The following is a 13559-nucleotide window of genomic DNA, read 5'->3' as shown; positions in this document are numbered from 1 at the left end:
ATTATTGTGTACTCGTTTGCGAACCAGACTTAGTTATAAGGTACTTCTGGCCTTGATCACGTTGAATTAAGGTTACACTACCATCTTCTTGAGCGCGATAGAGAATTGAACGCAATCGAACTTTTCTCTCATCCAGCGTTATGCGTGTCGCTAGTTCATAAAAACTTGATGCGACACCTAAATAGGTTTGGTCTAATTTAAGTCCCTTTAAATCAGGTTCTTGAGCAAATTCTTGGATGTTTACCCAAGGCGTTTCGTCTGATTTTGACGCGAGACTCTCGGCTACCTCATCGGGCAAATTCTCAATGAGGCTTTGAAGTACTTCTGGGCTCGCCGTATTAACATTGATGGGCGCTCGACCTTGAGGGAGAGTCGATACGAAAGGCAGTAATACTTCATACGCTCCCTGGTTCACCCCCTCAATCAACAACATTTCGCTTGGATGCACGAACACCTGCCCTCCAGTGCGATAAGGCACATCCTTCGATAGATACTCTCCATCTTCATAGCCCTCAATACCGGTCGCATCTTGATTTTCATCTATCCAATCTTGAAAACGCTCTACCTTTACATCATCAAGGGAGAGTCTGTTAAGCAAACGCTTAAACCGATCAGCCATTATTTGATTCGCCACACCATCAACATAAACAAGGTCGTTGAGATTAATTCTTCCGTGTAAGTCATTAAACTGAGCTTCCAACAGAGCATTATCAACAGGAAGCAACAAGGCATCTTGCGTTTGCGCAGTATCGTCTACAAATTCGTTTTTATCTTTGTCTTCGCGCCAATCTTCTAAAAGCAAGCGCCGCGCATAAGTCTCGGACCCGAGCGCATATTCATAGGCTTGTGCGCTAGTAACCAAACCGCTCGCCCCGTATATAAATATTTTTTGTCGTTTATAAATGCCTGTTGCAAGAATCGCTACTAGCGCGAAGATCAATATGACAAGCATTAATGCGACACCACGCTGCTTTACGAGCGAGCCTTTAAACGGGGAAGATTGCGAGAATCCTAGCATCATAAATTCCCGCCTGTGATGCCATTATCAGGTGACGAATTTTGCTCTCCTGCGCCATTGTTAGAGGAACCCGTCCCATCTGAGTTGCCTTGATCACCACCGGCATTTTGATCATCACTATTTTCACCCTGCCCTCCATTCCCGCTCTGAGAGTCAATAAGCGTATTTTCCAGGTAATTCGGTAGCTGAAAAAGGCGAGAGATATTTCCGTAGCGAGGATGAGAGAGATTGATTTCTACAGCTTTTGGCAGCACTACGAAGCGGCGCATATTGTCTAATTCAGAGTCGTCAACCTCGAACTCTTGAGGTGGCCACTCGTCCACCCATGCATCACTATCATTGAGGTAACGAACAGAGAAAGATTCAACATCACTTAAAAGTCTTCGCGAAATCGCCTCCGAATCCTGGGCGCGGTCAAGAACCTTCCAATAACGCCTTATCAAATCGCCATCATCGATTGAATAAGCGACTCGCTGCGTATCTGAACGCTCTTCCTGAATTGGGTTTCGCCATCCAACACGCGTCAATTCGACGACATCAAACTCATCACCTGAAAGTAAGGCGGCAGAATAATCACCATATTCGTCTCGAATTGCACGGGGAACGACCTGTTGGAAGTCGCGAGCGATAAGTAATTGAGCACGTTGCAATTGCGACAAACTCTCTAAACTTTCCTGACCCAACTCGTAGGTGCGTATTGCAGTATTCAGCAATTGCCATGCCCCTAGGCCGATCAATGCAGTAATACTGATCGCTATCAATACTTCTAACAGGGTAAAACCATGACTGCGACGCATACGATTAATACCGACCAATGAACCCTGTTAATGAACGAATTTGCGACAATTCATTATCTTCAGACTGCCGAAGAGACACTCTCACTTCAACGCGATGGATATCTGGATTTTCTGTCGCTTGAACGGCCGTCACGACCTGCCACTCATCAGTGCCATATTCGATGTCTTCTTTATATTCTCGCGTGGCTGGCAAGCCTTCCTCAAGACGAAGCTGGGTTAACTTGTTCTCAGCAATCCACGTTGCGTAACTATTTAAACGAGCTGATAGTACGTTGTTGGTAGATGATGCACTCACTTCAAGCAGAACAACACCAATCAAAGAAAAGTAAACAAGCGCGACAAGCACCTCGATCAACGTAAACCCGCCATGGTTCGTTCGAAACATTACTGAGACTCATCTTCAAGGTGGGGTAACGATATTTCCCCAAACTCATTCAGCGTAACTTCTTTGAATATATCGAGGTCGTCTCGCAAACTTAAACGTACCGTAAAATTGGTAATCTCGCCGCTAGACAGAAACATGAAATCGGGCGTCTTTTTATCCCGCAGAGAAGAATCGCTAGTAGAACTTGAATCGTCATCATCAAAAACACTGCCACCAAATTCACTTTCTTCTTTTTCAGAGCTCGGGAGAACTACCTCTTCACCTTCTCTCTCAAATTCGAGAAACATCCATTCGGGCAATACTTGAGGTTTTAGGACTGGGCTGGTCGCGAGGGACCAATTTTGTTCTTCTTCGTTGTACGAAATGAAATCGTAAGCCTGCTCACTAATTCGAACACCGATTTCAGCATTACTAAAGATAGCTTCATTTGCCGCGGTTCGCATGAGCGCATGCATTCTATTGGTTTCTATATCCAATTCACGCGCTTGATTACCGCCGAAGCTCGTCGTAGCAAGGCCAGCGAGCAATCCAAGCAATACCATCACGACCAACAATTCAATGAGCGTAAAGCCCTTATTACGTTGATATTGCTCGGAAGAAAAAAACATAACTTAGTTCAAGTCGTGCACACTAATATCAGCCGCATCACCCTCACCGCCTTCGCGCTGATCTGCGCCAAACGAATACAGGTCGTAAGGACCTTCAGAGCCTGGGCTTACATACTGATATTCAACACCCCAAGGATCTTTTGGAACGCTTGGCAAGTATCCATCTTTGCTCCAGTTCTTTGGTTCAGGTGAACCTGATGGCTTATTAACCAAAGCCTCTAAACCTTGCTCAGTGCTAGGGTAATTGAAATTATCGAGCTTATATAAATCCAGAGCAGACGAAACGTTACGCAACTGCGTTTTAGCAACGCCAATTCTCGCTTCTTCCCCGCGTCCAAGTATATTTGGCGCTACCACTGCCACTAAAAGACCCAAAATAACCATCACAACCATGATTTCAATCAAGGTAAAACCATGTTGTTTTTTACCGTGGACACTCATTGAATAACACCTTTCTTCATTAGTTTTTTTTAGCCAACCAAGTTACTCATTCCAAGGATTGGCAACATAATCGCGAGGACGATAATTAATACCACGCCCCCCATTAATAAGAGCATTAAGGGCTCGAACAAACCGACAATCGTTTCAATTAGTGCGGCCAAATCACTCTCTTGATGGCTCGCAGTTCGCTCTAACATCTGATCCAGTTCGCCGCTAGACTCACCGCTAGCAATCATATGAACCATCATCGGTGGGAAATATCCCGTATTCTCTAGCGCTTTGTGCAGACTCGCACCTTCACTGACTTGTTTCGCGGAGTCTTGTAATGACGCTTTAAGACAGTCGTTACTGAGAACCTCTGAACTAATTTTCATCGCTTCAACTAGCGGCACGCCAGAGCTAGTTAAAATACTCAAGGTACTTGCAAACTGAGCAGTATTTGTTCCCCGACTCAATTTCTTAATAAATGGCCAAACAAGCAATTGTCGGTGCCACTGAAATCTAAAGCTGGGCCGTTTCAACATATACTGGAAACCAATAAAAGCGATCACCAACAATGCAGCTAGTAATCCACCCCATTCTGCTAAAAAGTCGCTAACGCTCAGTAAAGCTTGCGTCAAAGGAGGGAGAGCCTGCCCATTATTGATAAATACCTCAATGATGTCAGGCACCACATAGGTCAACAAGAACACAACAATAGAAATTGCAACGATCGACAATATCACTGGGTAAATAGCTGCTAATTGGATTTTCTGACGCGCAGCCTGACGTCCTTCGGTATAATCAGCGAGTCGATTCAACACTAAATCTAAATGCCCGGCAGTTTCGCCAGCTGCAACAGTTGATCGATATAACTTAGGGAAAGCCGCGGGGTATTCCGCCAAGCTATCTGCCAAGGTAAAACCTTCTAAAACCTTCGATCGAATCGCCAAAATCATACTGCGAATATTAGGTTTCTCACTTTGAGAGGCCACGGCACTGAGCGTTTCTTCGATAGGGATCCCGCTTTGAACTAATGTGGCGATTTGGCGAGTAACTAAAGCAAGATCGCGTACGCTCAAACTTGGCTTACGCGCTAGAAGACTTTTAGACTGTTTTTGTTCAGCCGCTTGATTCGCCTCGAGCGGCATCCATCCTTTATCTCGAAGAGACTGACGCACCTGACGCGCGGAATCCGCTTCTATAACGCCTTTCTGTTTTTTACCACGCTCATCAAGAGCGACATATTCAAAGGCTGCCATAACTAACCTTTGTGTGTGACACGTAAGACTTCTTCAACAGTCGTCACACCATCTAAGATTTTCCTTGCCCCATCATCAAAAATTGCAGGGGATTTTTCTCGAGCGCAGGCTTCTAGTTCTTTCTCACTTGCACGATCGTGGATCAAGCTACGCATCTGATTATCGATCTCGATAATCTCGTAAACACCTAATCGTCCTTGATAGCCTAAGTGATTACATTCACTGCACCCTTTGGCACGGTATAGGGTTGGTGGATTTTTAGGATCAACTCCTAGCAATCTGCATGTTCCCTCATCTGCAACATACGCTTCTTTACAGTCATCACAAAGCACTCGAACTAGACGCTGCGCAATAATTCCAACGAGACTGCTGCTAATCAAGAATGGCTCAACACCCATATCCATCATACGGGTTATAGAGCCAACAGCCGTATTAGTATGCAGTGTAGACAGCACTAAGTGACCAGTTAAACTGGCTTGAACTGCAATTTCCGCCGTTTCTAAATCCCGAATTTCACCGATCATCACGACATCTGGGTCTTGACGAAGTATGGCGCGCAAGCCTCTAGCGAAAGTCATATCCACTTTCGTATTTACTTGGGTTTGACCGACTCCTGGAAGGTTGTACTCGATCGGATCTTCGACCGTAAGTATGTTTCGACTACGGTCATTAATCTCAGACAATCCGGCATATAGTGTGGTTGTTTTACCAGAACCAGTCGGACCCGTGACCAGCATAATTCCATGTGGCTGAGCCAAAATAGATTTCAGCGTTCCGCTATCACGGTCAGTCATGCCTAAGTGTTGGATGCTTAGCCGCCCCGCGTTTTTGTCTAATAGACGCAGAACGATGCGTTCACCATTTGCTGACGGCATTGTGGATACACGAACATCTACTTCTCGCCCCCCAACACGAAGAGAGATACGACCATCTTGCGGAATCCGTTTTTCGGCGATATCTAATTTAGACATAACCTTGATTCGAGAAACGAGCAACGGCGCCAAAGCACGTTTTGGCTTTACGATCTCACGCAAAATGCCATCAATACGAAAACGCACGACAAGCTGTTTCTCGAAAGTCTCGATATGCACATCGGACGCCCCTGTTTTAACAGCCTCGGTCAAGATCGCGTTAATCAACCGGATAATAGGAGCGTCGTCTTCTTGCTCCAAGAGGTCTTCAGTTTCAGGCACTGAGTTTGCAAGGCTTGCAAGGTCCATATCGTCACCCAAGCCCTCAACCATTTGCATGGCCTCAGCTGAGTCACTTTGATAAGACGCGTTTAATGCTTCTTCGAATTCTTGCTCACTAACTAATTCAAAATCCAGCGAGCCACGAGTAACACGATTCACTTCTACGAATGCGCTATTAGTGATTCCAGCGCGATACAAAACCTTTTGTTCGTCATTAACCAACGCAATAACAACCCCCTGTTTTTTAGCGAATGTGAAGGGAAGCCTTTCAAACTCGGGGATTGTTGACGGTAGGTTTTCTTCTAGCTGATCAGGTGCGGGTGCGAGTTCGGTCACGCAACTCTCTCTATCATCTCAAAAATAATCGGGGCAAAAGCCAAAACGAATTGCCAAAACAGGACGCCATTCTATGTGTATTTATCGGCGCACCGTAAGCACAGTACATTAAATCATTGTAAGTCGAGTTTAAACTGAGCCATGCGTCACACCCGTCACGATGCCGTAAACTATGCGCCGATTTAATTAGCGAAACACAGATAATGGACTAAATTATCAGACCTCATAGCCGATATTAATTAACACAACGCTATGACAGCTTGTTTACCAAGTACATCAAGTTAGAAAAAACAGGAGTTTTCTTGAATAGCCTAATGTCCCCTGCGATTGCATTAATGAATCGCCTTAGCTACACACAAAAGTTCGCGTTAATCAGTATTCTATGGATACTGCCGATTGCCGCACTTGGATGGATTCTTCTTTCTCAGCTTCAGGATCAAATTAGCGACTCTAAAAACAAGTTAGGGGGCGCAGGTATATACTTTTCGCTACTGTCGTATGAACACAACTTTCAGCGTCAGATTGACTTTGAGTCATTAAATCGACAGCGTCAAAATATGGCGTTCGCAAATCAATCTCGGCGAAGCAATAATTTAAATAACGATCTATTGGAAAACATCTCAGAAGATTTGAGTGTGCTAAACCCAGAGATCGTTGAAGCTTTGAAAGCGGCGCAATCTGATGTCATTAATACTCCTCAAGACCTTGATATTGCCAGCCAGCGAAACTCGTATAAGAAGCTAGAAAGCTCTGTTCAGCAATTGGCTCTAGACGTTGCCCAATCGACCCATTTGGCTTTAGACGAAGATCCGTTGATCCAGTCATACTTTCAAATCGCTTCAACCTTAAACAACTCTCTATCACCACTACTTGCGCAGGTCAGAACCTATGGCGTTTATTCGTTATACGATGGCAACCTTAGCTATCTCGCAAGCGATGAGCTCAATCGTCAATACGAAGCTCTACTGTTAGCCCAAGACAAGTTGAACGCACTGCTTGAGCAAGAAGGCAATATAAACCCCGAACTCAAGCAAGCGCTCAGCAGTATCAGTTCAAACATCAACAAGCTAAATACCACCATCGATGAAGACCTAATGAATGCGGTGCGTTTATCGCTAGACTGGCAGCTGTTCAGTAATGAGATCGATGAAACCTACGTACAGCTCGAGAATTTAAATGAGATTGCGGCGACTGAATTAAGCGATATTCTTAAAGCACGCATTCAAGAACAGCAATCTTATTTGGTTTACCTGTTCAGCACTATTTTTGTCGTATTGATCGTAATTGCTTATCTGTACACGGGCTTTTCGATGTCTGTGAAGCGCGCGATTGAATCTTTCTCGGTAGCTGCCAAACGCGTTGCTTCAGGCGATCTCACCGTCAAAATGGAAAAGCAATCGTCAGACGAACTTGGCGCGCTCACGTACTCCTTTAACGATATGACCATGCAAGTCAAACAGCTCATTGAAACAGCTCGCTTCATGATTAATGGCTTATCGACTGACGCAAACAAGCTCAACGACATTGCAACGGAAACACGCGACACTTTCCACAAACAAAAAGCTGAAACCGATGAAATCTCAAATGCGATGACCCAAATGGTTGCAGCAGTTGGTGAAGTCGCTCAAAACACGGCTCAAACCTCTGAAGCGGCGCAACAAGCTGAGGCACGTGCACAAACTGGACAATCGATCGTTCAAGCAACCGTTACAGCTATTGATCGCCTAGCGAACGAAATAAAACTTTCTGTCGACCACATCCACAAGGTATCGGACGACAGTAAAGAAATTACGAATGCATTGGTCGAGATTAAAGCCATTGCAGAGCAAACCAATCTTCTCGCTTTGAATGCCGCGATCGAAGCTGCTCGAGCTGGAGAACAAGGACGCGGCTTTGCCGTGGTAGCTGACGAGGTACGAACCTTGTCACAGCGCACTCAAAAGTCGACCGAAGATATCGATTTAATGGTAGACAAACTCCACAAAGGTGTTGGTCTTGCTGTCAACTCAATGACCAAGAGCCACCAAACGACTGATGAAACGGTTTCACACAGCGCTGAAGTCAGCGCGGCCCTCGAACAAATCGTAAACAGCGTAGGAAGCATTGTTGCGATGAGCCAGCAAATTGCAGGCGCCGCCGAAGAGCAGTCAATGATGACCGAGCACATTCAAAACAGCGCTCAACAAATATCTCAACTTGGAGCTCAGTCTCAAACAAATGCTGACGAATCTCTGACAGCAAGTGATCAACTTATGTCTAGCACGCAGAACCTTGAAGCCTTAATCAACAACTTCAAAATTTAACGCACCACTCACTCTCTGGCGCACCTTTATGATAAGTTTATAAATCGTGCGTCAAACTATTTGTATGACGGCACCGTTTAATAACAATTACATTATGAATCGTCGCGGATTTTAGTAAACATGCTCGCTAAACAATTTCCATGGATCATCGCACTTTTATTACTAGCGGGTTCGGTCGCGGCAACTGCATACCAGTTATACCCATTTTATTTAGATGAAACCTCGAAGAAAGAGCAGCAGGCTTCAAACATTCCAAAACAAGCGATCACACCAGAGCGAACACCCAAAAGAAATATCGCAAAATTTGAGCTTTTTGGGGACTTTTCTGCGCCTGCAGCCCAAATAACAAAACAAGAAAATCTTCCAAAAACCCGTCTTCGTTTAACTTTAACAGGGGTGTCAGCAAGCAACGATCCTAAGCGAGCCAAAGCACTTGTCGAAGGGCCAGATCGCACAACTTTGAATTACGCAATTGGTGATCAACTTCCAGGCAATGCGACTTTGCATGCCGTATACAGAGACCGAATTGTGCTTGATCGCGCAGGTTCACTCGAAACGCTCGAATTTCCTAAGCTGAGCTCCAGCAACTTCGTTGCCAGTACAACTCCTGAGCCGGAACCAATACCCACAATCACAACTCCACCAGTAGACGTAACCAACATCAACACGATGAGAAACAACCTCTCTGCCGCTGACAAAAAAAGTATTAAAGACAAGCTATCCGCACTAAGGGCCAAACTAAAACAGCCATGATGGCATTTCGCTTTAATTCTTTAACGCAATACCTCTACATTGCGTTAGCCGCAATGCTCATCACACCTGCAATGACGTCGTTTGCTGTGGAATTTAAAAATCAATTGTTAGAGGTCGTAGAGCAACGATTTGGCAGTGATGCCGCACAACGCCTTGTCGATTGGCAAAGTATGGCTTGGGACCTTAAACAGTCGTACACACAAGATGTCGAGCTAGCACAGCTAAAACAAGTTAACGATTTCTTCAACCAAGCGGCGTTTATAGACGATATCGAACTATGGGGAGACACCGACTACTGGGCGACCCCTGTAGAGTTACTAGCTAAAAATGCCGGAGACTGTGAAGACTACGCGATCGCTAAGTTCTTTACTTTGCTATTCGCGGGTGTTGACGAAAGCAAACTTCAAATCTCTTATGTAAAGGCTCTAGAGCTTAATCAAGCGCACATGGTATTGGCATACTACCCAACACCAAACTCAGAGCCACTCATACTCGACAACATCAATAAGAATATCTTACCGGCCTCTCAGCGCACGGATTTAGAACCCGTTTATGGTTTCAATGGGCTTGGCGTCTGGTTAAACCGCTTTAGTCGTAGTAATGCGAAACGTGTCGGTGATCCAAGTATTATGGATAATTGGTCCGACATGCTTCGCCGTCAAGGCATTCTCATGCTGCGAAGAGAATCAAATAAGTAAATTACAGCTTGACGTTTACGTTAACGTAACTATACCCTCTTATCCTTTCTTAGTTATACAAATGAGCGCTACATGCCTAGCTATTCAATTTCAGAGTTATCGCACGAGTTCGATATCACTACACGCACAATGCGATTCTATGAATCTGAAGGGCTATTAAGTCCAAAACGTGATGGTCAAACGCGTATATACGCAGAAGCTGACCGGGTTCGTCTAAAGCTCATTTTACGCGGTAAACGCTTAGGTCTTTCGCTCGCCGAATCAAAAGAGCTGATCGATATGTATAAACCTCGCGGCAATAACGAAGCACAGTTAATCAAGCTACTCGAAAAAATACGCGAGAGAAAAAACATATTGGCGCAACAGCTTTTAGATATCCAAGCAATGGAAAACGAATTAAATGGCGCCGAAGAGCGCTGCCAAGAAGCACTAAACGCTTTAAGCAAATAAATATAATTACTTTTCAGGCGTTGTTGCCTGAGGATCAAAGCATTACAGGAGTCACTCATGGGCATTGCATCAATGCAACAACTTAATTTCAACCTTGGCGAAACCTGCGACATGCTACGCGACCAAGTTGCGGCGTTTACTCGCGATAAAATCAGCCCTATCGCCAGCCTTGTTGATTCAGAAAACGAATTTCCAAACGAAATGTGGCCCAAGTTTGGTGAACTTGGTTTATTAGGAATGACCATACCAGAGGAATTTGGTGGCAGCGGTCTGGGTTACATGGCGCACGTTGTTGCAATGGAAGAGATCAGCCGTGGTAGCGCCTCTATCGGCCTGAGTTACGGTGCCCACTCGAATTTATGCATTAACCAAATACACCGAAACGGTAATGACGAGCAACGCCGCAAATATCTACCCAAGCTCTGTTCAGGAGAGCATATCGGCGCTTTAGCAATGAGCGAACCGAACGCGGGAAGCGATGTCGTTAGCATGAAGCTGCGCGCTGAATATAAGGGCGACCACTACGTCCTTAACGGTAGCAAAATGTGGATTACGAACGGGCCAGATGCGAACACCTACGTCATCTACGCCAAAACCGACCCTCAATTAAATGCTCATGGCATCACAGCGTTCATTGTTGAGAGAGATTGGAAGGGTTTCTCTCGTTCACCAAAGCTCGACAAGCTTGGAATGCGCGGTTCGAACACTTGTGAGTTGGTATTTGAGAACGTTGAAGTGCCCGTCGAGAACGTATTAGGAGGTGAAAACAAGGGTGTAAAAGTCCTTATGAGCGGGCTAGATTACGAACGAATTGTTCTTAGTGGCGGGCCAACCGGCATCATGCAAGCCTGCATGGACAACGTTGTGCCGTACATCCACGAGCGTAAGCAATTTGGTCAATCGATTGGTGAGTTTCAATTGATCCAAGGCAAAGTCGCCGACATGTACACATCTCTCAACGCGTCACGAGCTTACTTATATACCGTCGCTCAAGCAGCTGATCGAGGGGAAACAACAAGAAAAGATGCCGCTGGCGTTATTCTTTATTGCGCCGAAGCTGCAACAAAAATGGCCTTAGATGCCATCCAGATATTAGGCGGCAACGGCTACATCAACGAATACGACACCGGGCGTTTGTTGCGTGACGCGAAACTGTACGAGATCGGTGCTGGCACATCAGAAGTGCGCCGGATGTTAATTGGTCGTGAACTGTTCAACGAAACGCGCTAAACGGAGCAAGCTATGCCAGTCATCAAATCAAAAGTGACCGTAGGCAGTGCGGAGTTTAATTCGCGACGCGACACAATGGATGCCTTAGTCGACGACCTACGTGAAAAACTGTCTGCTAACGCATCAACCCCGCATAATATCGCAGAGCGTCATCGAGCTAAAGGTAAATTGCTGCCTCGCGAGCGACTCGCTCATCTACTCGATCCTGGTACACCGTTTTTAGAGTTGAGCGCTTTAGCGGCGCATGAAGTTTACGACGAAGATATCCCTGCTGCTGGCGCTATCTGTGGTATCGGCATAATCAATAACACCGAATGTATGGTCGTGGTAAACGACTCGACCATCAAGGGAGGAACATATTACCCTCTATCAGTTAAAAAGCACCTTCGCGCACTTACCATTGCGGAAGAGAATAGACTGCCATGCGTATACCTGGTTGATTCAGGTGGAGCAAATCTACCGAACCAGGACGAGGTGTTTCCTGATGAAGACGATTTTGGTAATATTTTTTACCGCCAAGCAAATATGTCAGCCAAAGGCATTCCTCAAATAGCTGTCGTACTCGGCTTGTGCACAGCTGGTGGCGCGTACGTTCCCGCTATGGCTGATGAAAGCATTATGGTTCGTGAGCACAGTACAATATTTCTGGCCGGCCCTCCGTTAGTGAAAGCCGCTACAGGGGAAGAAGTAAGTGCCGAATCCTTGGGTGGTGCAGATGTTCACTGCAAAGTAAGCGGTGTTGCGGATCATTACGCTGATAGCGAAGAACATGCGCTGCAGATTGCCAGAGATTGCGTTGCACACCTTAATTGGAAAAAAGCAAATCCCATTGAACGTAAGACACCCGCTAAACCTATCTACGACTCTAGTGAACTGAATGGCACTGTACCGAGCGACTTGAAAACCCCTTATGACGTGCGTGAAGTCATTGCAAGAATTGTCGACAACTCAAACTTCCAAGAATTTAAGCAGTATTTTGGCGACACGCTCGTATGCGGATTCGCGCATATTGACGGTTTTCCGGTTGGTATCGTCGCAAATAATGGCATTCTGTTTTCTGAGTCTGCGCAAAAAGGCGCTCACTTTATTGAGCTTTGCTCGCAACGAAAAATCCCTTTGGTTTTTCTACAAAATATCACCGGATTCATGGTCGGCAAGTCGTTTGAAGAAGGCGGCATTGCCAAGCACGGCGCAAAGATGGTGATGGCCGTCGCCTGCGCGAAAGTCCCTAAGTTTACAGTCATTATTGGCGGCAGTTTTGGCGCTGGTAATTATGGAATGTGCGGTCGAGCCTATCACCCTCGGTTTTTGTGGATGTGGCCTAACGCGCGCATTTCAGTGATGGGCGGCGAACAAGCAGCAGGTGTGCTTGCTCAAGTAAAGCGCGATAGCATGGCAAAGCGCGGTGAATCTTGGTCTGACGATGATGAGGCGAAACTGAAACAACCTATTATTGATCAATTTGAAAGGCAATCTCACCCCTATTATGCAACAGCTAGGTTATGGGATGATGGCATTATTGAACCCGCGCAAACGCGTGAGGTCCTTGCCATGGCACTATCGGCAAGCATGAATAAAGACATTCAAGACACGCAATTTGGCGTCTTCCGAATGTAAGTTTTTACGAGCATTAGAGTAATACAATGTCAGAGCAATCTGTAATCTTGAAAATAGAGAACCATACGGCGCGTCTCGTGCTTAATCGTCCGGATAAGCATAATGCTTTTGGCGATGAAACAATTGCTTCTTTACTTACTAAGCTTACCGAAGTTGAGCAAAACCCTTCTGTGCGAGTACTCTGCCTGAGTGCAACAGGAAAGAGCTTTAGTGCTGGCGCTGACCTGTCATGGATGAAACGTATGGCCTCACTGGATTACCAGCAAAATCTTGAAGACGCCAAGCAACTCGCATTGTTGATGGAGACGCTTAACACCTTGTCCGTCCCAACCATCGTTAAAATTCAAGGCGCCGCGTTCGGTGGTGCTCTTGGCCTGATTAGTTGCTGTGACATTGCCATCGCGTCTGATAATGCTAAGTTTTGCTTGAGCGAAGTAAAACTAGGTTTAAGCCCTGCAACAATTAGCCCGTATGTCCTCAAAGCGATGG

The 13559-nt window shown here is 45.7% G+C and carries 14 protein-coding genes; 7 read left to right on the top strand and 7 right to left on the bottom strand.

The features are described from left to right. Nucleotide 1: 1 nt before the first annotated feature. The 7 genes from gspK to gspE are packed head-to-tail and all read right to left on the bottom strand — an operon-like array spanning nt 2 to nt 6019. Entirely contained in the window at nt 2–1021 is a 1020-nt protein-coding gene (gene gspK / locus A3738_RS16315; protein ID WP_082878522.1) for a type II secretion system minor pseudopilin GspK, read from the bottom strand. Beyond that, a complete protein-coding gene (gene gspJ, locus A3738_RS16310) occupies nt 1018–1815 on the bottom strand; it encodes a type II secretion system minor pseudopilin GspJ (RefSeq protein ID WP_156502718.1) in 798 nt (265 codons plus the stop codon). Before gspJ ends, gspK begins: the two co-directional genes overlap by 4 nt. A 4-nt stretch (nt 1816–1819) precedes the next feature. Then, on the bottom strand, nt 1820–2200 hold the full coding sequence (gene gspI / locus A3738_RS16305; protein WP_068479656.1) for a type II secretion system minor pseudopilin GspI: 381 nt from the start codon (nt 2198–2200) through the stop codon (nt 1820–1822). Then, on the bottom strand, nt 2200–2808 hold the full coding sequence (gspH, locus tag A3738_RS16300; RefSeq protein ID WP_068479654.1) for a type II secretion system minor pseudopilin GspH: 609 nt from the start codon (nt 2806–2808) through the stop codon (nt 2200–2202). The genes gspI and gspH overlap by 1 nt, the downstream gene beginning before the upstream one ends. Before the next feature lie 3 nt (nt 2809–2811). Continuing rightward, nucleotides 2812–3249, bottom strand: a complete 438-nt coding sequence (gene gspG, locus A3738_RS16295; RefSeq protein ID WP_068479652.1) for a type II secretion system major pseudopilin GspG — start codon at nt 3247–3249, stop codon at nt 2812–2814. Nucleotides 3250–3278: 29 nt separating this feature from the next. Next, nucleotides 3279–4490: a type II secretion system inner membrane protein GspF gene (gene gspF, locus A3738_RS16290; protein ID WP_068479650.1), complete on the bottom strand. Its 1212-nt coding sequence runs from the start codon at nt 4488–4490 to the stop codon at nt 3279–3281. Nucleotides 4491–4492: 2 nt separating this feature from the next. Continuing rightward, nucleotides 4493–6019 (bottom strand): type II secretion system ATPase GspE, encoded by a 1527-nt coding sequence (gspE, locus tag A3738_RS16285; RefSeq protein WP_369819816.1) that lies wholly within the window; start codon nt 6017–6019, stop codon nt 4493–4495. A gap of 302 nt (nt 6020–6321) precedes the next feature. Between gspE and A3738_RS16280 the strand changes: the two genes are divergently transcribed. From A3738_RS16280 to A3738_RS16250, 7 genes are all read left to right on the top strand, one after another. Continuing rightward, complete coding sequence (locus tag A3738_RS16280) at nt 6322–8322, top strand: methyl-accepting chemotaxis protein (RefSeq protein WP_156502719.1); 2001 nt, start codon at nt 6322–6324, stop codon at nt 8320–8322. Nucleotides 8323–8442: 120 nt separating this feature from the next. After that, nucleotides 8443–9075 (top strand): type II secretion system protein N, encoded by a 633-nt coding sequence (locus A3738_RS16275; RefSeq protein ID WP_068479646.1) that lies wholly within the window; start codon nt 8443–8445, stop codon nt 9073–9075. Then, complete coding sequence (locus A3738_RS16270) at nt 9075–9773, top strand: transglutaminase-like cysteine peptidase (protein WP_197473657.1); 699 nt, start codon at nt 9075–9077, stop codon at nt 9771–9773. The genes A3738_RS16275 and A3738_RS16270 overlap by 1 nt, the downstream gene beginning before the upstream one ends. Before the next feature lie 72 nt (nt 9774–9845). Continuing rightward, a complete protein-coding gene (locus A3738_RS16265) occupies nt 9846–10223 on the top strand; it encodes a MerR family DNA-binding transcriptional regulator (protein WP_068479644.1) in 378 nt (125 codons plus the stop codon). A 57-nt stretch (nt 10224–10280) separates the two neighbouring features. Further along, complete coding sequence (locus A3738_RS16260) at nt 10281–11453, top strand: isovaleryl-CoA dehydrogenase (protein WP_369819815.1); 1173 nt, start codon at nt 10281–10283, stop codon at nt 11451–11453. 12 nt (nt 11454–11465) lie between these two features. Further along, the gene (locus A3738_RS16255) at nt 11466–13070 is read left to right on the top strand and encodes a carboxyl transferase domain-containing protein (RefSeq protein ID WP_068479642.1); all 1605 of its coding nucleotides are present in this window, start codon (nt 11466–11468) and stop codon (nt 13068–13070) included. Between the two features lie 26 nt (nt 13071–13096). Continuing rightward, nucleotides 13097–13559: enoyl-CoA hydratase-related protein (locus A3738_RS16250; protein WP_197473891.1), on the top strand; the 463-nt coding region annotated here is incomplete at its 3' end.

Source organism: Oleiphilus sp. HI0066 (assembly GCF_001635725.1).
This window is presented reverse-complemented; position numbering and strand designations above follow the sequence as displayed.

What these genes read in the sequence shown, in the direction of transcription:
- gspF (WP_068479650.1), bottom strand. Translation starts at nt 4,490, where the DNA reads ATGGCAGCCTTTGAATATGTCGCTCTTGATGAGCGTGGTAAAAAACAG.
- A3738_RS16270 (WP_197473657.1), top strand. Translation starts at nt 9,075, where the DNA reads ATGGCATTTCGCTTTAATTCTTTAACGCAATACCTCTACATTGCGTTA.
- A3738_RS16275 (WP_068479646.1), top strand. Translation starts at nt 8,443, where the DNA reads ATGCTCGCTAAACAATTTCCATGGATCATCGCACTTTTATTACTAGCG.
- gspK (WP_082878522.1), bottom strand. Translation starts at nt 1,021, where the DNA reads ATGATGCTAGGATTCTCGCAATCTTCCCCGTTTAAAGGCTCGCTCGTA.
- A3738_RS16255 (WP_068479642.1), top strand. Translation starts at nt 11,466, where the DNA reads ATGCCAGTCATCAAATCAAAAGTGACCGTAGGCAGTGCGGAGTTTAAT.
- gspI (WP_068479656.1), bottom strand. Translation starts at nt 2,200, where the DNA reads ATGTTTCGAACGAACCATGGCGGGTTTACGTTGATCGAGGTGCTTGTC.
- A3738_RS16260 (WP_369819815.1), top strand. Translation starts at nt 10,281, where the DNA reads ATGGGCATTGCATCAATGCAACAACTTAATTTCAACCTTGGCGAAACC.
- A3738_RS16265 (WP_068479644.1), top strand. Translation starts at nt 9,846, where the DNA reads ATGCCTAGCTATTCAATTTCAGAGTTATCGCACGAGTTCGATATCACT.
- gspG (WP_068479652.1), bottom strand. Translation starts at nt 3,249, where the DNA reads ATGAGTGTCCACGGTAAAAAACAACATGGTTTTACCTTGATTGAAATC.
- gspJ (WP_156502718.1), bottom strand. Translation starts at nt 1,815, where the DNA reads ATGCGTCGCAGTCATGGTTTTACCCTGTTAGAAGTATTGATAGCGATC.
- gspH (WP_068479654.1), bottom strand. Translation starts at nt 2,808, where the DNA reads ATGTTTTTTTCTTCCGAGCAATATCAACGTAATAAGGGCTTTACGCTC.